Source organism: Pseudomonas sp. HT11 (assembly GCF_044875395.1).
In the GTDB taxonomy this organism is placed as follows: domain Bacteria; phylum Pseudomonadota; class Gammaproteobacteria; order Pseudomonadales; family Pseudomonadaceae; genus Aquipseudomonas.
This window is the reverse complement of sequence record NZ_CP173217.1, coordinates 4173052-4193236: the sequence shown is the minus strand read 5'-3', so window position 1 is coordinate 4193236 and position 20185 is coordinate 4173052. Positions and strand designations below refer to the sequence as shown.

The following is a 20185-nucleotide window of genomic DNA, read 5'->3' as shown; positions in this document are numbered from 1 at the left end:
ATGGCGACGATCAAGGATGTGGCAGCGCTTGCGGGTATTTCCTACACCACCGTGTCCCATGTGGTGAACAAGACGCGGCCGGTGAGTGAGCCTGTGCGGATCAAGGTCGAAGCGGCAATCAAGCAGCTCGACTATGTGCCCAGTGCGGTCGCGCGATCGCTCAAGGCCAAGACCACCGCCACCATTGGCCTGTTGGTGCCGAACAGCCTCAACCCGTATTTTGCCGAGTTGGCCCGCGGGATCGAGGATTACTGCGAGCGTAATGGCTATTGCGTGATCCTCTGCAACTCCGACGACAACGCTGAAAAACAGCGCAGCTACTTGCGTGTGTTGCTCGAAAAGCGCATCGACGGCTTGATCGTGACCTCGGTAGGGGGCGACGACAGCGGCCTTGCCGCTGGCTTGAGCGCAGTGCGCACGCCCATGGTGATCGTCGACCGTGCGCTGGATGGCATCGATGTCGATCTGGTGCGCATCGACCACGAGGAGGGCGCCTACCTGGCGACCCGGCACTTGCTTGAACTCGGTCACCGCGACATCGCCTGCATTGGTGGCCCCGGCCACACCCGCGTGGCGCAAATGCGTCTGGCGGGGTATCACCGGGCGCTGCGTGAGGCGGGCGTGCAAGTGGCGGCCAATCGCACTCAAGAGAGCGACTTCACCAGCATCGGCGGGTATGCCGCAGCCGTGCAGTTGCTGTCGGACAATCCGCCGAGCGCGATCTTTGCCAGTAACGATATGATCGGTTTCGGCGTGTTGCGCGCTGCGGCAGAGCGCAATATTCGCGTGCCCGGCGAATTGTCGGTGATTGGTTTCGATGATATTCAAATGGGCCGTTACGTGTACCCGGCGCTGACCACGGTCGGGCAGTCGATCGTGCAACTGGGCGAAACGGCGGCCGAGCTTTTGCTGCGAAGAATTGCAACCCCCCAACTGCCGATCGATCAACGTATCGTGACGCCGAGTATTGTTTTGCGTGAGTCGACGGCGCCGGTCGCCGGTGTGTTCGCCCAATACCGCTGAACCGAATTGATGAGTACTGATGTATGCCAGCAAAAGTAGTGGTAATAGGCAGCTTGAACATGGACTTGGTCACCCGCGCCAGTCGGTTGCCGCGTGCCGGTGAAACCCTGATCGGCCAAACGTTCTCTACCGTCCCCGGCGGCAAGGGCGCCAACCAGGCAGTGGCTGCTGCGCGTCTGGGCGCTGATGTGGCGATGATCGGCTGTGTCGGCACTGATGCCTACGGGGCCCAATTGCGTGATGCGCTGGTGGTGGAGGGCATTGATTGTCAGGCCGTGAGCACGGTAGACGGCTCCAGCGGCGTGGCGTTGATTGTGGTGGATGACAGCAGCCAGAACGCAATTGTGATCGTGGCCGGCGGCAACGGTGCGCTGACGCCAGCCTCGTTGCAACGGGCTGACGCAGTGTTGCAGGGCGCCGACGTCATCGTCTGCCAGCTGGAATCGCCGATGGACACGGTAGGTCAGGCCCTCAAGCGCGGACGTGAACTGGGCAAGACGGTGATCCTCAATCCGGCACCCGCCAGCGGCCCTTTGCCGGCCGAATGGTATGCCTCGATTGACTACCTGATTCCCAATGAAAGTGAAGCCGCCGCCTTGAGCGGCGTGACGGTCGACTCTCTCGACAGTGCCAAGGTCGCTGCGACGCAGTTGATCAAGGCAGGCGCGGGCAAGGTCATCATCACCCTCGGTGCCCAGGGCGCATTGTTTGCCGATGGCCAAGGCTTTGAGCATCTGGTGGCGCCCAAGGTCAAGGCGGTGGACACCACGGCGGCGGGCGACACCTTTGTCGGCGGGTTTGCCGCCGCGCTCGCCAATGGCAAGAGCGAAGCCGAGGCCATCCGCTTTGGTCAGGTGGCCGCAGCGCTGTCTGTGACTCGCGCCGGTGCGCAACCCTCTATTCCCACGCTGCATGACGTTCAAGGTTTTGTGCCCTCATGAAAAAGACACCGCTGCTCAATATTGCCCTGTCGCGTGTCATTGCGTCTCTCGGTCACGGTGACGTCCTGGTGATCGGCGATGCCGGCTTGCCCGTGCCGCCGGGTGTCGAGCTGATCGACCTGGCGCTGACCCAAGGTATTCCTGACTTCATCAGCACCCTGCGCATTGTGCTCAGCGAGATGCAGGTGGAAAGCCACGTACTGGCCGAAGAAATCCTGCTCAAGCAACCGCCTGCACTCACTGCGCTCAACACCCTGACCGAGCAGGCAGCCCTGGGCGAGCGACGCCTGGTCAGCCACGAAGAATTCAAGCAACTGAGCCGCAAGGCTCGCGCCGTCGTGCGCACCGGCGAGTGCCAGCCTTATTGCAATATCGCGCTGGTGTCCGGCGTAACTTTCTAGAGATTTCCTACGACAAGGAGTGTTTCATGCAACGTGGTCTTCCATCCCTGAAAAACCTGTTTCGGAGTGTCCTGCTTTTGTCCGCGCTCACAGCAGCCAGCGCCCACGCGGCGGAAAAAATCGACCTGATCATCGACACCGACCCGGGTGCTGACGATGTAGTGGCCTTGCTGTTTGCAATGGCCTCTCCACAGGAATTGAATATTCGTGCGCTGACCACCGTCGCCGGTAACGTGCGCCTCGACAAAACCTCCCGCAATGCGCGCCTGGCCCGCGAATGGGCAGGGCGCGAGGATATTCCGGTGTACGCAGGGGCGCCAAAACCGATGCTGCGCACGCCGATCTACGCCGAGAATATTCACGGTAAAGAGGGTATTTCGGGCGTTACCGTGCACGAGCCGAAAAAAGGCCTGGCCGAAGGCAATGCCGTTGATTACCTGATCAAGACCCTGAGCACCGCCAAGCCCCACAGCATCACCATCGCCATGCTCGGCCCACAGACCAACCTGGCGCTGGCGTTGACCCAGGCTCCGGAAATCACCCAAGGCATCAAGGAAGTGGTGGTGATGGGCGGTGCGCACTTCAACGGCGGCAATATCACGCCGGTGGCCGAATTCAACTTGTTTGCCGACCCTATTGCGGCTGAGGTCGTGCTCAAAAGCGGCGTCAAGTTGACTTACCTGCCACTGGACGTCACCCACAAGGTGTTGACCAGTGAAGCGCGCCTCAAGCAAATCGCCGATATCAACAACAACGCGAGCAAAGTCGTCGGCGATATTCTGAATGAATACGTCAAAGGCGATATGGAGCACTACGGCATTCCAGGCGGCCCGGTTCACGATGCCACCGTTATTGCCTACCTGCTCAAACCTGAGCTGTTCAGCGGCCGTGAAGTCAATGTGGTGGTGGACAGCCGTGAAGGCCCGACCTTCGGCCAGACCATTGTCGATTGGTACGATGGCCTGAAGCAGCCGAAGAATGCCTTCTGGGTCGAGAACGGCGATGCTCAGGGCTTCTTCGATCTGCTGACCGAGCGTCTGGCGCGTCTGAAGTAATGTGTGTGCCGGTCGGCGTTCGTCGGCCGGTTCTTATTCGCGCTCTGGGTTGTGTGCGCCCATGTGATCGGCCGGGTATTTTTCGAATACCTGGCCGATGAAGGCCTGTGCAGCCTGAGTGCCGAGTTCCTTGACCAGCAGGTCGATTCCGATGATTGCCAACTCCTCCGGGCTTCCGGGGCTGTAGGAGCTTTGTCCTTGGGGCCACTTGGCTTTGATGTCGGCTTGGAGGGTAACAGTGGTCATGGGTGTCTCGCGGGGTTGAAAGTACTGGGCAGTGCGCTAAAACGCGGCTTTTACCGGCGCAGTTAACCATTTTTGGGTGGCGTTTGGCACTGCTACTTAGGCATGAGGCATGTGCTGTGCGACACTGTGGCCCTGTTTAATTGCCGGGGAACGCCAGGTGCAGATCGATTTGAACAACCCCGAGAACCTGACGCTGGAGGCTGTTCGTCAGTTGCTGGCCAGCGCCAGCGATGACCAGCATACCCAGCTGCGGGTGACCAAGGCCGGGATTGCCTACATCTCGTCAGGCGTGGTGGGCGGCACTGATATCGCCGGCTTGCTGTTTCGCCTTGAGACCTGGGCCAAAGGCTCCGGTTATGTCGGTAACGTAGCGGCCAGTGATGAAGTCTGGGTCATGCAGATATTCAACGCGCTCAAGCAGAACTGGCCGAAGCCGCCGTTCGACTACATCGACATCTACTGAATACATTCATATCTGGTGACGATTGACCGAGCGAATGCTCGGCCTGAGTCAGGCAGACTTGCCTGCGGGCGATTCACGTCTTGAAACCAATCCCCCAGATCGCTGTCGCACGATCTCTGTCCATTTTTATCATAGGAGGCTTCATGCCTTGGAAGCTCGCATCATTCGGTACTTTGTTGGCAGCATTCGCGTTGGCGGGTTGCAGCACCCCGGGTACCTCTGAGCCAGCCAAAGACGCCGCCGTGGCCGATGCCGGTCATAGCCGCTGTGAGGCGAAGGCCGCCGAGTTCGCGATCGGCCAGAAAGCCTCGCCCCAATTGCTGGAGCAGGCGCGTACACGTGCCGGTGCGCAGAACGCACGTATCCTCAAGCCTAATGACATGATCACCCTGGAATACCGCTCCGACCGCCTGAACCTGAACACCGATGACAATCTGGTGATCACGCGAGTCAACTGCGGCTAAGAACCTCGGCACTTTTGTAGCGCCCATAAAAAACCCCGTCGCATGGACGGGGTTTTTTTTAGCTCAGCGGAGAATTACTCGCCGCGAACCTGTGCAGCTTGCATACCCTTTTGGCCTTTCTCAGCCACGAAGGAAACGGTTTGGCCTTCTTTCAGGCTTTTGAAACCGTCGCTTTCGATAGCTTTGAAGTGTACGAACAGGTCGTCACCGCCACCTTGAGGAGTGATGAAGCCGAAGCCTTTTTCATCGTTGAACCATTTAACGGTGCCGGTTTGGCGATTAGACATGGTGTATCTCCAAGAAACATATATTTTCAGTAGTGCTGTGCTGCTCAGGCCAACTGGGCACACTTGGCTATCATAGTCGAAATGTTCGACTTGGGAGCCCCCCCAAGGCATTGTTTGCTAATCAATAGCGTTGCATTTGCTGCCTGGGCTGGCTGAAAGCCCCGATTTACGGGGCTTTGGTGCGAAATATCAGCTGTTAAAAAAAGCCGTAAAAGCTGCGTAATTTGTGCGAAATGGCAGTTTTCGGGCTGTTTTTTCAGCGCGACGGCCGTCTGATCAGTGGTCGTTCTGATTATTTCTTCACGACTTTGCAGGACGAAATAGCCGCGACAGCTTTGTTCTTAAGCGCCGGATCTGCGTTCTGGTTGGTCATGAGCTCCTTGATCTCTGCGGTGCTCAATTCGGCGTTGATCTTGTCAGCGCCACATTCGCAATGGTCTTTGGCAGTTTTGGCGTCCACGCTTTGCTGGGCTGCCGAGCTGCAATCTTTGATGAAGTTGTCGCGAGCGCCGGTTGGCCAGTTCGATGGGGCGGCTGCCTGGGCGCCGAGCGACAGGAAGGCCAGGGAAGCAGCGAGAGCGAGGGTCGAGGTGAAACGCATCATGTGGATGCTCCTTTGGGTCGAGGACGAACAGCGATTCTCGGTGTGTTTGAGGCATGGCGTACAGCTCAAGTTCACTTTTGCACCTATAAAGCCTCGAATTTGTCTTTCAGAAAGGCGGCGCCAGCACGATGACCGTTCATCTGTGCTAGCATCCTCGGCCTGGCTATTTCCAGGCGTGCCAAGTTGCCGCCTTGCCATGTTCTTTTTAGCTCACTCCAGTCACTCTGGTTCGATTATCGGTTGGCCGAAAGGCTCCTGCCGCTGTAAGGCAGGCGTTCATCATTGAACGGCCTGGTGTTGGATCTTGTACTGGCTCATCCCAACCCACGTGACCTTTGGTAGGGGTCACCACTAGGAGAGGAGGCGCCATGCCAACTATTACTCTTCCCGACGGCAGTCAACGTTCATTCGATCATTCGGTATCCGTAGCCGAGGTCGCCGCTTCCATTGGTGCAGGCCTGGCCAAGGCCACCGTAGCCGGCAAGGTCGACGGCAAGCTGGTAGACGCCAGCGACCTGATCACCAGCGACGCCAGCCTGCAAATCATCACGCCCAAGGATCAAGAGGGGCTGGAGATCATTCGCCACTCTTGCGCGCACTTGATCGGCCATGCGGTCAAACAGCTGTACCCCACCGCAAAAATGGTGATCGGTCCGGTTATCGATGAAGGCTTCTATTACGATATCGCCTACGAACGTCCTTTCACTCCGGACGACCTGGCCGCTATCGAGGCGCGCATGCACGCGCTGATCGAAAAAGATTACGACGTAATCAAGAAGGTCACGCCGCGCGCCGAGGTGATCGACGTGTTCACCGCGCGTGGCGAAGACTACAAGCTGCGTCTGGTGGAAGACATGCCGGACGAGCAGGCAATGGGCCTGTACTACCACGAAGAATACGTCGACATGTGCCGTGGCCCGCATGTGCCGAATACGCGCTTCCTCAAGTCGTTCAAGCTGACCAAACTGTCCGGCGCCTACTGGCGCGGCGATGCAAAGAACGAGCAACTGCAGCGTATCTACGGCACTGCCTGGGCTGACAAAAAGCAGCTGGCGGCCTACATCCAGCGCATTGAAGAAGCCGAAAAACGCGACCACCGCAAGATCGGCAAGCGCCTGAACCTGTTCCACCTTCAGGAAGAAGCGCCTGGGATGGTGTTCTGGCACCCGAACGGCTGGACCCTGTACCAGGTGCTTGAGCAGTACATGCGCAAGGTTCAGCGCGAAAACGGCTACCTGGAGATCAAGACTCCGCAGGTCGTTGACCGCAGCCTGTGGGAAAAGTCCGGGCACTGGGCCAACTACGCCGACAACATGTTCACCACTCAGTCGGAAAACCGCGACTACGCCATCAAGCCGATGAACTGCCCATGCCACGTGCAGGTGTTCAACCAGGGCCTGAAAAGCTACCGCGAGTTGCCGATGCGTCTGGCCGAGTTTGGTGCCTGCCACCGTAACGAGCCATCGGGTGCCCTGCACGGCATCATGCGCGTGCGCGGCTTTACTCAGGACGATGCACACATCTTCTGCACCGAAGAGCAGATGCAGGCTGAATCCGCCGCGTTCATCAAGCTGACCATGGACGTTTATCGCGATTTCGGCTTCACCGAAGTCGAAATGAAGCTGTCCACTCGTCCGGAAAAACGCGTCGGCTCCGACGAGCTGTGGGATCGCGCCGAAGCTGCACTGGCCGCAGCCCTAGACAGCGCGGGCCTTGCGTACGATCTGCAGCCGGGTGAGGGCGCCTTCTACGGACCGAAAATCGAGTTCTCGCTGAAAGATTGTCTTGGTCGTGTCTGGCAATGTGGTACTTTGCAGCTCGATTTTAACCTGCCGATCCGTTTGGGAGCCGAATACGTCTCCGAAGACAACAGCCGGAAACACCCGGTTATGTTGCACCGAGCGATCCTTGGCTCGTTCGAACGGTTTGTCGGAATCCTGATCGAGCACTACGAAGGTGCGTTCCCTGCGTGGCTTGCTCCGACCCAGGCAGTGATCATGAATATCACTGATAAACAGGCAGATTTTGCGGCTGAAGTTGAAAAAACTCTCAACGAAAGCGGATTTCGTGCCAAGTCCGACTTGAGAAATGAAAAGATCGGCTTTAAAATCCGCGAGCATACTTTGCTCAAGGTTCCCTATCTTTTGGTTATCGGAGATCGGGAAGTCGAGATGCAGACTGTCGCTGTGCGTACTCGTGAAGGTGCTGACCTGGGCTCGATGCCCGTCGCCCAGTTCGCTGAGTTCCTCGCGCAAGCGGTTTCCCGGCGTGGTCGCCCAGATTCGGAGTAATTATTATTAAGCGTGAAATGAGACAAGATAAACGAGCTGCACCGAAAGCCCCGATCAACGAGAATATCTCGGCACGCGAGGTTCGGTTAATTGGCGCTGACGGCGAGCAGATTGGCATCGTCTCGATTGATGAAGCGCTTCGTATTGCTGAAGAGTCCAAATTGGACCTGGTGGAAATCTCCGCCGATGCAATCCCACCCGTTTGCCGGGTGATGGACTACGGCAAGTCGATCTTCGAGAAGAAGAAACAGGTTGCCGCAGCGAAGAAGAACCAGAAGCAGATTCAAGTAAAAGAAATCAAGTTTCGTCCAGGGACGGAGGAAGGGGATTACCAGGTAAAACTGCGCAACCTGGTACGTTTCCTGAGTGATGGGGACAGGGCCAAGGTATCCTTGCGATTCCGCGGCCGTGAGATGGCCCACCAGGAGCTGGGGATGGAACTCCTCAAGCGGGTTGAAGCTGACCTGCTGGAGTACGGTTCCGTCGAGCAGCATCCTAAGATGGAAGGACGCCAGCTGATTATGGTCATCGCCCCGAAAAAGAAGAAGTAATCAACAGGGCACGGCAGGCCTTCTGATTATGTTTATCAACTGAATGCGGAGTATCCGAACATGCCAAAGATGAAGACTAAAAGTGGTGCTGCTAAGCGGTTTCTGAAAACTGCTAACGGTATCAAGCACAAGCACGCTTTCAAGAGCCACATCCTGACCAAAATGTCGACCAAGCGTAAGCGTCAACTGCGCGGTAGCAGCTTGCTGCATCCGTCTGACGTGGCAAAAGTCGAGCGCATGCTGCGCCTTCGTTAATTTTTGGATCAAGACTAGAGGAAGTAACTCATGGCTCGTGTAAAGCGTGGCGTCATTGCCCGTAAACGTCACAAAAAAATTCTGAAACTCGCTAAAGGCTACTACGGCGCACGCTCACGCGTATTCCGTGTTGCCAAGCAAGCGGTAATCAAGGCAGGCCAATACGCCTACCGTGACCGTCGTCAGAAAAAACGTCAGTTCCGCGCTCTGTGGATCGCTCGTATCAATGCTGGTGCTCGTGTTAACGGTCTGTCCTACAGCCGTTTCATCGCTGGCCTGAAAAAAGCGTCCATCGAAATCGACCGTAAGGTTCTGGCTGAACTGGCCGTGAACGATAAAGCGGTGTTTGCTGCGATTGTCGAGAAAGCTAAAGCCACCTTGGCTTAAGTACCCCCGACAGTCACCCTGGGCTGCTCCTGCAGCTCAAGGTGGTAAACGTCATAAATAGGGGAAGAGCCTTCAAGCTCTTCCCCTATTTTGTATCTGGAGTCTGTACATGGAAAACCTGGACGCGCTCGTCGCTCAAGCCCTTGAGGCTGTGCAAAGCGCTGAAGATGTAAATGCCCTGGAGCAAATCCGGGTTCACTACCTTGGCAAGAAAGGTGAATTGACTCAGGTGATGAAGACCCTGGGGAATTTGCCGGCTGAAGAGCGTCCGCAAGTCGGTGCGCTGATCAACGTTGCCAAGGAGCGTGTCACAGAGGTTCTCAATGCGCGCAAGGCGTCGCTCGAGGAGGCTGATCTTGCGGCCAAACTCGCCGCCGAGTCCATTGACGTGACCCTGCCTGGCCGTGGCCAGGCCTCGGGCGGTCTGCATCCGATCACCCGGACTCTGGAACGTATCGAGCAGTTCTTTACCCACATCGGCTACGGCATTGCCGAAGGCCCTGAGGTCGAAGACGACTATCACAACTTCGAGGCGCTCAACATCCCAGGCCATCACCCGGCCCGGTCGATGCACGACACCTTCTATTTCAACGCGAACATGCTGTTGCGCACCCATACCTCGCCGGTACAGGTCCGCACCATGGAAGCGACCAAGCCGCCGATCCGCATCGTCTGCCCAGGCCGTGTTTACCGTAGCGACTCGGATATCACCCACTCGCCGATGTTCCACCAGGTCGAAGGCTTGCTGGTTGATCGCGACATCAATTTCGCCGATCTCAAAGGCACCATCGAAGAATTCCTGCGGGTGTTCTTCGAGAAAGAGCTGGCGGTGCGTTTCCGTCCTTCGTTCTTCCCGTTCACCGAGCCGTCCGCTGAAGTCGACATGGAATGCGTGATGTGCAGCGGCAAAGGCTGCCGCGTCTGCAAACAGACCGGTTGGCTGGAAGTGATGGGCTGCGGCATGGTTCACCCTAACGTGCTGCGCATGTCCGGGATCGACCCGGAAGAGTTCTCGGGCTTTGCCTTCGGCATGGGCGTTGAGCGCCTGGCCATGCTGCGTTACGGCGTGAACGACTTGCGTCTGTTCTTCGACAACGACTTGCGGTTCCTCGCGCAATTTCGCTAGTCGTAACGAATCTTTAGGAGAGCAGGATGAAATTCAGTGAACAATGGCTGCGTGGCTGGGTAAGCCCGCAGGTAGATCGCGACGAGCTGGTTGCTCGTCTGTCGATGGCCGGTCTTGAGGTCGATAGCGTCACGCCGGCCGCCGGTGTTTTCAGCGGCGTCGTGGTGGGCGAGGTGCTGAGCACCGAGCAGCACCCGGATGCCGACAAATTGCGTGTGTGCCAGGTCAGTGACGGCGCGCAGACGTTCCAGGTCGTGTGCGGAGCGCCTAACGTGCGCCCGGGCCTGAAGATTCCGTTTGCCATGATCGGCGCCGAACTGCCGGGTGACTTCAAGATCAAGAAAGCCAAGCTGCGTGGCGTTGAATCCAATGGCATGCTGTGCTCCCAGGCTGAACTGCAAGTGGGCGAAGGCAACGACGGCCTGATGGAACTGCCGGCCGACGCGCCAGTGGGCCAGGACATCCGCGTTTACCTGGAACTCGAAGACGCCAGCATCGAGGTCGACCTGACCCCGAACCGTGGCGACTGTCTTTCCCTGGCCGGTCTGGCACGTGAAGTGGGTGCGTTGTATAACGTCCCGGTTACTCGTCCAGTGGTTGCCGCCGTGCCCGCTGTGCACGATGAAGTGCGCCCGATCGAGGTCTTGGCTCCCAACGCTTGCCCGCGTTACCTGGGCCGTGTGATCCGCAACGTCGACCTGTCCAAGCCAACCCCGCTGTGGATGGTTGAGCGCCTGCGCCGCGCCGACGTACGCAGCATCGACGCTGCCGTCGACATCACCAACTACGTGATGTTGGAGCTGGGCCAACCGCTGCACGCGTTCGATCTCGCCGAAATCAACGGCGGCATTCGCGTCCGCATGGCCGAAGAAGGCGAGAAACTGGTCTTGCTCGACGGCCAAGAAGTGGCCCTGCGCGCCGATACCCTGGTGATCGCCGATCATTCCCGCGCCCTGGCCATTGCCGGCGTGATGGGTGGCGAGCACAGCGGCGTGTCCGCGACCACGCGTGATATTTTCCTTGAAAGTGCGTTCTTTGATCAGATCGCCATCGCTGGCAAAGCCCGTTCCTATGGCCTGCACACTGATGCTTCGCACCGCTATGAGCGTGGCGTGGACTGGAAGCTGGCCCGTGAAGCCATGGAGCGCGCCACTGGCCTGCTGCTGGAAATCACCGGCGGCGAAGCTGGCCCGATCACTGAAGCCGTGAGCGAGCAGCACCTGCCATCCGTTGCACCGATCACCTTGCGCGCCAAGAGCGTCGAGCAAATGCTCGGCCTGGTAATCGAGCCGGCTCAGATCGAGCAACTGCTGTCGGCCCTCGGCCTGAGCATTGCCGCGAGCGGGGAAGGGCAGTGGCACGTCGAAGTGCCAAGCCATCGCTTCGATATCAGCCTGGAAGTTGACCTGATCGAAGAACTGGCCCGCCTGTATGGCTACAACCGCCTGCCGGTTCGCTATCCGCAAGCCCGCCTGGCGCCGCAGCCTAAAGCTGAGGCCCGTGCGCACCTGCCGGAGCTGCGTCGCCTGCTGGTCGCCCGTGGCTACCAGGAAGCGGTGACCTACAGCTTCATCGATCCTAAACAGTTCGAGCTGTTCAACCCGGGCGTCGAGCCACTGCTGTTGGCTAACCCGATCTCAAACGACATGGCGGCCATGCGTTCGTCGTTGTGGCCGGGCCTGGTAAAGGCACTGTCCCACAACCTTAATCGTCAGCAAGACCGCGTGCGCATGTTCGAAAGCGGTCTGCGTTTTGTCGGCCAACTCGACGGCCTGAAACAAGAACCGATGCTGGCTGGCGTGGTGTGCGGCAGCCGCCTGCCTGAGGGCTGGGCCCAAGGCCGCGACGCCGTGGACTTCTTCGACGTCAAGGCTGACGTGGAAGCGGTATTGGGCTTTGCCGGCGCGCTTGACGATTTCACGTTCGTGCCGGGCAGCCACCCAGCGTTGCACCCAGGCCAGACTGCGCGTATCGAACGCGAAGGGCGCCTGGTGGGCTACGTAGGTGCCATCCACCCGGAGCTGTCGAAAACCCTCGGCCTGGACCGTCCGGTATTCGTTTTTGAGCTAGTCTTGGCGGAAGTTGCGTCGGGCAAGATGCCTAAATTCAGCGAGTTGTCGCGCTTCCCTGAAGTGCGTCGTGACCTGGCCCTGATCGCCGATCGCGAAGTCGCCGCCACTGCCGTTTTGGATGTAATCCGTGAAAATGCAGGGGAATGGCTGACAGACCTCAGGCTATTTGACGTCTATCAGGGTAAAGGCATTGATCCGCATAGAAAAAGCCTTGCAGTTGGCTTGACCTGGCAGCATCCATCGCGCACTCTTAATGACGATGAGGTGAATACCACGACACAAAATATCCTCACCTCGCTTGAACAAAGGTTGAACGCCACGTTAAGGAAGTGACGTATGGGGGCTTTGACGAAAGCTGAGATGGCGGAACGTCTGTACGAAGAGCTGGGTCTGAACAAACGCGAAGCCAAGGAATTGGTCGAGCTGTTTTTTGAAGAAATCAGGCACGCTCTGGAAGACAACGAACAGGTCAAATTGTCCGGTTTCGGCAATTTTGACCTGCGGGACAAACGCCAGCGGCCTGGCCGCAATCCAAAAACGGGAGAAGAAATCCCGATCACGGCTCGCCGTGTGGTCACCTTTCGTCCAGGGCAGAAGTTGAAGGCCCGAGTTGAGGCTTATGCTGGAACCAAGTCATAACGACGAACTACCCGTCATCCCAGGCAAACGCTACTTCACCATTGGTGAAGTCAGCGAGCTTTGTGCGGTCAAGCCGCACGTGCTGCGCTATTGGGAGCAGGAGTTTCCTCAACTCAACCCCGTCAAACGCACCGGGAACCGTCGGTATTATCAGCGCCAGGATGTGCTGATGATCCGACAGATCCGCGCGTTGCTGTACGACCAGGGGTTCACCATCAGTGGCGCGCGCCAGCGCATGTCCGGTGATGAAGCCAAAGACGATACCACCCAATACAAGCAACTGATCCGCCAGATGATCTCCGAACTCGAAGATGTGCTGGTGGTTTTGAAGAAATAACGTCGGCTTTTAAAATACTTCCACATTTCAAAAGCTTGCGGTATATTCCGGATCGCTTCGTAGCGAAGCGAACCCAGTAACACGCCTAGTCGGGGCGTAGCGCAGTCCGGTAGCGCACTAGCATGGGGTGCTAGGGGTCGAGTGTTCGAATCACTCCGTCCCGACCATATTATTCAAGGGGTTGCGAGATTTTATCTCGCGACCCCTTTTTATTTTATTGCGTTTTTACTCCTACAAAACGGCTGGCTCTTGCTGGAATCTTGTATCAGAACGGCATGCTCCAGCCCTTGCCTGATCGCGCTAATTGGATTGAAATAGGCGCGATGGCCTAATAGTGGCTTTTTCTACATTGCTCATTAATGATCGACGGCAACTTTGCCTCGATGCAGGGAGGCAAATCGATGCGAGCTGTTTTGAGGTATCCGACGCAGGTTGGCACCTTCTACATTGCCCAGTCGACTGACGGGCGATTTCACCCAGTGTTTGATGATGAGAGCCTGGGCAGCTATCGAAGCATTACCCATGCGATCAATGATCTGACAAGTGATGCAACTAGCTCGGTGCTGCACCCCACAACATTTGAGTTGCTGGATACTTCTGTTCTCGGATTACCAGATGATCCTGGCGAGTGGATCCGCGTTTAGGTTTCATACGTTCCATGGCGTCGCTTCTTGGGTGCCTGCGGGCAACGTTCCTTATTTATTTACTTTCTTAGAGCGTCGTATGGTGAGTATGAAAAAAATAGGTTTGTATGCGGGGATTTTAGGCGCTTTGGCGTCAGTAGCTGCGCTGGTATTACCAGGAACCGCCGTGTCGCAGAGTAGCAGCGGGGCAAATAGTCCGGTCATTTCTGGGAACGGCAATACCGTTAACTACCAGTCGCATACTGGGTTCCCTAGCGCTGAAACAATCAGGGCACAACGCCCTAATATCAGTGAGCGGCAGTACCAAGCGATAGAACCGGGAATGACGTATGACGAGGTATTAGAAATCGTGAAAATACCCGGTAAACAAGCCGCAAGTACGGGGAGGGTTCAGGTCTACACTTGGGGGACTGAAATGTATATCTACATGACGGTGACACTGGTGGATGGCAAGGTCCAATCAAAGTCTCACTGATACCGATTCCCTTACTCGGGCGCCTTATGGTGTCATTGATTAGTGATTTTTATCTTTTAGCAAGAATTTTCCGGCGCAGGACAGCGCTAAGGAAACATTTTGTCCGTCATAAATATTAATGAGTTTCCCGCCTTCTTTCGTGCCTACAACTGGTCGAACGTGAACCACAAGGCGCGAGGGTATCCGGGCGACATATATCCCGACTTCCCATGGATTAAGTCGTTAGAAGACCGTGGCTGTTGGGTTGTTAAACAGACGATAATGACTGAAGCTCCGACGGACTATGTCCGTGAGCTTCTCGCCTGGGGTGCTGGAAAGAACGATCCCCGAATGAGATTTGAGGTCGGTCTGGGCAACGTTTCACTGCTGAGTATCTTCGAACCAGTAGTTGCCAATATTGGTAGTCCAAAGGCCGCGATCACTGCGGCGCTTCAGATCCCCGGGTGCGGGTTGACCTACGCATCGAAGCTGCTGCGGTTCTTGCGGCCGGATATGCACGCTAGCCTTGATGGGCGTATACGCGAAGCAATGCTTAAAGCCGGATTGCTAAAAAAAATTTACGACAGTAATGAAAACTCGATGGTCCAAGGCTACGTTGCATTCCAGGCCTTCTGCGCTGACCTGGTTACGCAACTCGATGCGGCGAAGATCGCCCGGCCGGGATGTAATCTTCTGGCGGCGCCAACAGAGACAGGCTGGCGAGTGGCAGACGTAGAAATGGCGTTGTTCACTTGGGCCGACCGCTTGAACCCAGGATCAGGCGCTGAGAGCCAGATAACTAACCCACAGTGAAAGACGTGTGGCCCGTGCCTTGGCCGCAATTAGCGTTATAAGCCTTTAAAAACCGTTACTTGATCAAAACAAACGCCTGTACGGCCCCAGCAGCCGGGAGAAAGAAAATCCTCCTTGTGCTAGCCAGCAGCCTAAGGGCAAGACCAATAGATCAACGAGCAACGTGTTTTAAACCTCGTTGGTGACTCCAAACGGAATATGTACAGATGGCACTACTGTGCTGGCTGAACGTAGATGGCCCGATTGGTCATCGAAAAAAATATGCGGTCTTAGCACACCCAATACCTTCCTCTTTTCGATACCACCCAGAAAAAACGCGTCATTGGCCATTACGCCCCAGCTTTTTAGCGTATTTAAAGCCCGTTCATGTGAAGGCGCATTGCGCGCTGTGACGATAGAAACACGGAATCGATTTTCGTAACTGGGATCGGCTCTTTTGCGTTGCTCTTCTGCAGCCTGAATCTTCCCCATCCGCACGAGAAACTCCTGCAAAGGGCCAGGATTGTGTGGTTGCATCACGTTTTTAACCTCATGGGCATGAAAGTTCGTAAGACCTTGGCGTTGCATCACCGCTTCGGACTCGTCCCCCGCCAATACCCCATCGAAGTCGAATGCAATACGCAGTGAGTTGTCCTGTTCGTCGTCGACGATCGTGGAGTCCAGCACCTGACCTGCAGGGTAGCGAGCCTTGATCGCGGCATCTACGTCCTCTTTGTTGGCAGATAGAAACAAGGCTATGTTCAATGCGGGAATGAATTCATAGGACGAACGCCCCTGCATGAAAATAGCGCGAGTGATGCCCAGGCCGTAATGCTCGATGGTTTTCATCACGCGCAGTCCTGTGTCGGGATCATTTCTGGATAGTAGAACCACCTCCACCAATGGATCATTTTCGGGATCTGTGCTCAGGTCATTAAGTGATAGCAAGCGCCTGACGAATGAGAACGCAATACCTTTTGGCAAAGGAGTTGTCAGGTTTTCTTCCTGAAATTTTCGGTAGTGTTGCTCACCTTGACTTCTGAAAACTGCGTCCGACTCGGACAGGTCGAACACGGCGCTAGATGCAACGCCGATGACTAGACGATTTTCTAGATCGTAGGGCATGAAATGTCCCTCTGAGTGATTGAGTACACGCGACCTTCCCTGTAGGTGTGATCTGGATGAAGCTTTAAGGTAGCGCACGACGGGGTATGTTTGAGTGCCTGTTTTTCCGTCCACAGTGAATCTTCCACTATTGACTACACTCGACGGGCGGGTATCGCTTTGGCTAATCCTAAACGTCACTTGAGCTGGCATTTGGACGACAGAGCATCTGAATGGACTTTTGATGAGGTCGGAATCAAATGCAAAGGCAAGGCGATTCGATTTTTCTTAGTGCTTCTGACTTGGTTGGGCATCTTAACTGCCGGCACTTAACGAGTCTTGACTTAGCTGTGGCGAATGGCGAGCTAGAACGCCCTGCTATCTGGGACCCATTGCTGCAGATTCTTTGGGAGCGTGGCGCGCGACATGAACAAGGCTTTGTCGAGCACCTACGATCCCAAGGTCTATCCGTGACATTCATTGACGGTATCGGAGTTGATGACGAATCGGTTGAGCGCACAAGGAGCGCCATGTTCGCTGGGGATGAGATCATAGTACAAGGCGCGTTTCGCGCGAATGGTTGGGTGGGGCGCACTGATGTCCTCAGGCGAATAGAGGCCGAGAGCGATCTTGGAGCATGGTCTTATGAGGTGATCGATACCAAGCTTGCTCGTGAGACGAAAGGTGGAACTGTCTTGCAGCTTTGCTTGTACGCCGATCTAGTCGGCACCATCCAAGGGGGTTGCCCTACACATAGCTATGTAGTTGCCCCATGGTCCGAGTATGAGCCACAGATGTATCGAATGGATGATTACGCAGCGTACTTCCGACGAGTCAAAAGCAGCCTTGTAGCTGCTATCGAGCACGCGGGGGAGGTGATCTATCCTGAACCGAAGGAGCATTGCGACATCTGTCGTTGGCAGAGTCGTTGCGACCGTAAACGTCGAGAGGATGACCATCTCTCGCTTGTGGCCGGAATCACTAAAGTACATATCGATGAGTTAAGACGGCACGGCATAGAAACCATGACGGATCTAGCAGCTATGCCGGTTCCGCTTCCATGGAGGCCCTCGCGCGGGGCAGTACATTCGTACGAGCGGGTACGAGAGCAGGCGCGCATTCAGGTCGAGGGACGCGACACAGGGAACGTGCTTCACGAACTTTTACCTGTGACGGAAGGATTCGGTTTAGCGAGCCTACCCGAACCCTCAGTTGGGGATATCTTCTTCGATCTGGAGGGCGATCCATTTGCTGGGGAGGGCGGCCTTGAGTACCTGTTTGGTTATACTTTTATTGATGGTAACAATGGCATCGCTTACACGGCTGACTGGGCGCTATCTCGTGAGGAGGAAAAACTGAATTTCGAGCGTTTCATCGATTTCGTCATCGCTCGACAGGAGCAATACCCGGATCTGCACATTTACCATTTCGCACCCTATGAGCCGGCTGCTCTAAAACGGTTGATGGGGCGGCATGCAAGTCGTGAGGAAGAGATTGATGCTCTTTTGCGCTCTAAACGCTTTGTTGACCTTTACAGCGTGATACGAAATGGGCTACGAGCGAGCGTGGAAAGTTACTCGATCAAAAAGCTTGAGCCCTTATATGGTTTCATTCGAGATACAGCGCTTTCAGAAGCAAACATGGCCCTTGCTAAGGTTCAAGCATGTCTTGAGCTGGGAGATTTAGCATTCATCAGTGATGCTGATCGTTATGTTGTGACTGGATACAACCGAGATGACTGCGTATCTACATGGCGCCTTCGGGACTGGTTAGAAATACGGCGCACCAATTTGATTGATGTTGGCAATATCATTCTCCGACCGGAAGTGCCTGAGAGCGTGTCAAGCGAGGCCCTTGGTGAATGGCAAGAGAGGATTAATGGGCTTATCGAACGGTTGACGGACGGGGTTCCTACTGATGCGGCGGAGCGCACGGCCGAGGAGCATGCTCGATGGATTCTAGCGCATTCGCTCGACTGGCACCGCAGAGAACAGAAGGCGCTTTGGTGGGAGTATTTTCGCCTTTCCGACCTTATGGCAGAAGATTTGCTCGACGAGCGAGCTGGACTTTCAGATCTAACATTTGTGGGCGTGAATGGGGGAACCGCTAAGGCCCCCATTCATCGCTACAGCTTCCCTCCTCAAGAAACGGAGATGCGCGGTAGTGAGGATTTGCACACTTTAGGAGGCAGGAAGCTAGGCAGCGTCGACGCAATTTCTCTGGATGAACGTTGGGTCGATATTAAGAAAAGAGGGGACAGTGCAAATATTCATCCTGAGGCAGTTTTTTCCCACACAGTTATTAATACTACTGTCCTCGCCAATGCGCTTGTTCGCATCGGCGAACATGTCGTTGCTCATGGGATGGAAGGAAGCGGACCCTTTCAGGCCGCTCGTGATCTTCTGATGCGTCTGCCCCCTCGTATAGGCAATCAACCGATCCAGCATGATGGTGAGCCTGCCCTAGATGCCGCACTCCGTGTTGCGGCACATATCGAAAGTGGACTGCTTCCAATCCAAGGGCCGCCAGGTGCCGGCAAGACGCACACAGGCTCACGCATGATCTGTTCTCTAGTACAAACCGGGAAGACTGTTGGAGTAACTGCCAATAGCCACAAGGTCATCCGCAATCTTCTCGATGGAGTTGTGAAGGCTTCTGAAGAAATGGGAATTGAAGTTTGCTGCTTTCAAAAACCTTCGGAGATGGAACCAGATCAGCAGCGATTGCGATTTGTAAAAAGTAATGCTGATTTGCTAAGCGCCATCGGCAGCAGAGCAAATGTGGCAGGAGGGACTGCTTGGCTGTGGGCGTTGCCTGATGCAGCGCACTCCGTAGATGTGCTGTTTATTGATGAAGCGGCGCAGATGGCGCTTGCGAATGTAATTGCGGTATCACAAGCGGCGAATAGCGTTGTGTTGCTAGGCGATCCGCAACAACTCGATCAGCCGATGCAGGGTAGTCATCCAGAAGGCACTGATGTTTCAGCTCTGCATCATATTCTTGGTGAAGAGCAGACGATTGCGCCTGACCGAGGTCTTTTTCTTGCGGAGACATGGCGTCTTCATCCGGATATTTGCTCCTATACGTCCGAACTATTCTACGAGGGGCGTCTTCATCCTCGCCCAGGATTGGAGGTTCAAGCAATTCGCTCACCCGGACGCCTCAATGGTTCAGGCCTCCGCTATGTTGCAGTCGTTTCTGAAGGCAATCAGAGTTCATCGCCGGAAGAGGCTGATTGCGTTCGAGCGCTCGTGGAGGAAATCCTTGCCTCGGGCACTACCTGGATCGACAGGCATGGTGTTGAGCGACTGATATCGCTTCAAGATATATTAATCATTGCTCCCTATAATGCGCAGGTGTTCGAGCTGCAGGACCGCATTTCGGGCGCTCGGATCGGAACTGTCGACAAATTCCAAGGACAGGAAGCGCCGATCGTTATTTACTCGATGACAACATCAAGTTACGTCGACGCACCGCGTGGAATGGAGTTTCTCTACAGCCTAAACCGACTGAATGTCGCTACATCACGTGCAAGATGTGTTTGTGTACTCGTTGCGTCGCCTACTTTGTTTGAGGCTCAATGCCGAACACCCCGCCAGATGCAACTTGCCAATGCTTTCTGCCGTTACGATGAACTTGCGACGAAAATATAGAAAAAGGAGTTAGTAATCCTGACGGCCTCTGCATTTTCTGCTGCATCACCATGGCTCGTGATGATACGTACTCGCCAGGAGCGACATCGCGCACGCGGAGCTTGGGCTTCATTAAGTCGCAGGCTCGAAGCTTGCTGTCGATGGCCAGATCGAAGAGAGCCAGATATCTGCGTCGATGCCTGCCTCTGCGGTCCAGGACCAGGCGGCGAAATCAGACTTCGTCATGAGCGTTTATCCGAAAGGCGACAGTGGGGCAGAATCCCCTCCGGTGCAGGGCGGATAAATACGCCGGCTGGAATACAGTTGTAAGACGCAATCATCAATCAGCGGATGCGTTTGAACGATGCCACGCAAGGGTGGCCTGTCACCTATAAGATTTAGGGCTTCAAAAACAGT

At 55.7% G+C, this 20185-nt stretch carries 22 protein-coding genes, 1 tRNA gene and 1 pseudogene; 19 read left to right on the top strand and 5 right to left on the bottom strand.

The window, feature by feature from the left end; translation table 11 throughout:
- The 4 genes from ABWL43_RS19280 to ABWL43_RS19265 are packed head-to-tail and all read left to right on the top strand — an operon-like array spanning position 1 to position 3420.
- Positions 1-1023 (top strand): LacI family DNA-binding transcriptional regulator, encoded by a 1023-nt coding sequence (locus ABWL43_RS19280; RefSeq protein ID WP_145165843.1) that lies wholly within the window; start codon positions 1-3, stop codon positions 1021-1023.
- 23 nt (positions 1024-1046) lie between these two features.
- Complete coding sequence (rbsK, locus tag ABWL43_RS19275) at positions 1047-1964, top strand: ribokinase (protein WP_404483688.1); 918 nt, start codon at positions 1047-1049, stop codon at positions 1962-1964.
- Entirely contained in the window at positions 1961-2365 is a 405-nt protein-coding gene (gene rbsD, locus ABWL43_RS19270; protein WP_145165845.1) for a D-ribose pyranase, read from the top strand. Before rbsK ends, rbsD begins: the two co-directional genes overlap by 4 nt.
- A 26-nt stretch (positions 2366-2391) precedes the next feature.
- Positions 2392-3420 carry a nucleoside hydrolase gene (locus ABWL43_RS19265; RefSeq protein WP_106580533.1) on the top strand — a complete coding sequence of 343 codons (1029 nt, stop codon included), beginning with the start codon at positions 2392-2394 and terminating at the stop codon, positions 3418-3420.
- Positions 3421-3453: 33 nt separating this feature from the next.
- Here the strand turns inward: ABWL43_RS19265 and ABWL43_RS19260 are convergent, their stop codons facing one another.
- Positions 3454-3666: a hypothetical protein gene (locus ABWL43_RS19260; RefSeq protein WP_032886978.1), complete on the bottom strand. Its 213-nt coding sequence runs from the start codon at positions 3664-3666 to the stop codon at positions 3454-3456.
- Between the two features lie 157 nt (positions 3667-3823).
- On the opposite strand from ABWL43_RS19260, the gene ABWL43_RS19255 reads away from it, so the two are divergent.
- Together ABWL43_RS19255 and ABWL43_RS19250 are read left to right on the top strand one after the other, a co-directional pair.
- On the top strand, positions 3824-4129 hold the full coding sequence (locus ABWL43_RS19255) for a hypothetical protein (protein WP_145165847.1): 306 nt from the start codon (positions 3824-3826) through the stop codon (positions 4127-4129).
- Between the two features lie 143 nt (positions 4130-4272).
- Entirely contained in the window at positions 4273-4593 is a 321-nt protein-coding gene (locus tag ABWL43_RS19250; RefSeq protein ID WP_106580536.1) for an I78 family peptidase inhibitor, read from the top strand.
- A gap of 74 nt (positions 4594-4667) precedes the next feature.
- On the opposite strand, the gene ABWL43_RS19245 is transcribed toward ABWL43_RS19250, so the two are convergent.
- Positions 4668-4880: a cold-shock protein gene (locus ABWL43_RS19245; protein WP_003234260.1), complete on the bottom strand. Its 213-nt coding sequence runs from the start codon at positions 4878-4880 to the stop codon at positions 4668-4670.
- 292 nt (positions 4881-5172) lie between these two features.
- Complete coding sequence (locus ABWL43_RS19240; RefSeq protein WP_106580537.1) at positions 5173-5484, bottom strand: hypothetical protein; 312 nt, start codon at positions 5482-5484, stop codon at positions 5173-5175.
- Between the two features lie 368 nt (positions 5485-5852).
- Here ABWL43_RS19240 and thrS point away from each other — a divergent pair, with 368 nt between their 5' ends.
- The 12 genes from thrS (at position 5853) to ABWL43_RS19180 (ending at position 15053) form a co-directional block, all read left to right on the top strand.
- Entirely contained in the window at positions 5853-7775 is a 1923-nt protein-coding gene (gene thrS / locus ABWL43_RS19235; protein ID WP_119742672.1) for a threonine--tRNA ligase, read from the top strand.
- Positions 7775-8326, top strand: a complete 552-nt coding sequence (gene infC / locus ABWL43_RS19230) for a translation initiation factor IF-3 (protein WP_015884933.1) — start codon at positions 7775-7777, stop codon at positions 8324-8326. Before thrS ends, infC begins: the two co-directional genes overlap by 1 nt.
- A gap of 60 nt (positions 8327-8386) precedes the next feature.
- Positions 8387-8581 carry a 50S ribosomal protein L35 gene (gene rpmI / locus ABWL43_RS19225; protein WP_002553160.1) on the top strand — a complete coding sequence of 65 codons (195 nt, stop codon included), beginning with the start codon at positions 8387-8389 and terminating at the stop codon, positions 8579-8581.
- Positions 8582-8611: 30 nt separating this feature from the next.
- Positions 8612-8968, top strand: coding sequence for a 50S ribosomal protein L20 (rplT, locus tag ABWL43_RS19220; RefSeq protein WP_053257052.1), 357 nt, complete (start codon positions 8612-8614; stop codon positions 8966-8968).
- Between the two features lie 109 nt (positions 8969-9077).
- Positions 9078-10094, top strand: coding sequence for a phenylalanine--tRNA ligase subunit alpha (pheS, locus tag ABWL43_RS19215; protein ID WP_057721572.1), 1017 nt, complete (start codon positions 9078-9080; stop codon positions 10092-10094).
- Positions 10095-10120: 26 nt separating this feature from the next.
- On the top strand, positions 10121-12499 hold the full coding sequence (gene pheT, locus ABWL43_RS19210) for a phenylalanine--tRNA ligase subunit beta (RefSeq protein WP_404483678.1): 2379 nt from the start codon (positions 10121-10123) through the stop codon (positions 12497-12499).
- 3 nt (positions 12500-12502) lie between these two features.
- A complete protein-coding gene (gene ihfA, locus ABWL43_RS19205) occupies positions 12503-12805 on the top strand; it encodes an integration host factor subunit alpha (RefSeq protein WP_002553164.1) in 303 nt (100 codons plus the stop codon).
- Positions 12786-13142, top strand: coding sequence for a MerR family transcriptional regulator (locus ABWL43_RS19200; RefSeq protein ID WP_003174972.1), 357 nt, complete (start codon positions 12786-12788; stop codon positions 13140-13142). Before ihfA ends, ABWL43_RS19200 begins: the two co-directional genes overlap by 20 nt.
- A gap of 90 nt (positions 13143-13232) precedes the next feature.
- Positions 13233-13309, top strand: a tRNA-Pro gene (locus tag ABWL43_RS19195).
- Between the two features lie 192 nt (positions 13310-13501).
- Positions 13502-13786, top strand: coding sequence for a hypothetical protein (locus ABWL43_RS19190; protein WP_404483673.1), 285 nt, complete (start codon positions 13502-13504; stop codon positions 13784-13786).
- Positions 13758-14261: a hypothetical protein gene (locus tag ABWL43_RS19185; protein WP_404483671.1), complete on the top strand. Its 504-nt coding sequence runs from the start codon at positions 13758-13760 to the stop codon at positions 14259-14261. The genes ABWL43_RS19190 and ABWL43_RS19185 overlap by 29 nt, the downstream gene beginning before the upstream one ends.
- A 99-nt stretch (positions 14262-14360) precedes the next feature.
- Complete coding sequence (locus tag ABWL43_RS19180) at positions 14361-15053, top strand: hypothetical protein (protein WP_404483668.1); 693 nt, start codon at positions 14361-14363, stop codon at positions 15051-15053.
- Between the two features lie 168 nt (positions 15054-15221).
- On the opposite strand, the gene ABWL43_RS19175 is transcribed toward ABWL43_RS19180, so the two are convergent.
- A complete protein-coding gene (locus ABWL43_RS19175) occupies positions 15222-16157 on the bottom strand; it encodes a 5'-nucleotidase (RefSeq protein WP_404483665.1) in 936 nt (311 codons plus the stop codon).
- 239 nt (positions 16158-16396) lie between these two features.
- Here ABWL43_RS19175 and ABWL43_RS19170 point away from each other — a divergent pair, with 239 nt between their 5' ends.
- Entirely contained in the window at positions 16397-19789 is a 3393-nt protein-coding gene (locus tag ABWL43_RS19170) for a TM0106 family RecB-like putative nuclease (protein WP_404483662.1), read from the top strand.
- Positions 19790-19811: 22 nt separating this feature from the next.
- Here the strand turns inward: ABWL43_RS19170 and ABWL43_RS19165 are convergent.
- Positions 19812-19991, bottom strand: a pseudogene (locus tag ABWL43_RS19165) (hypothetical protein); the annotation flags it as partial.
- Positions 19992-20185: the final 194 nt, after the last annotated feature.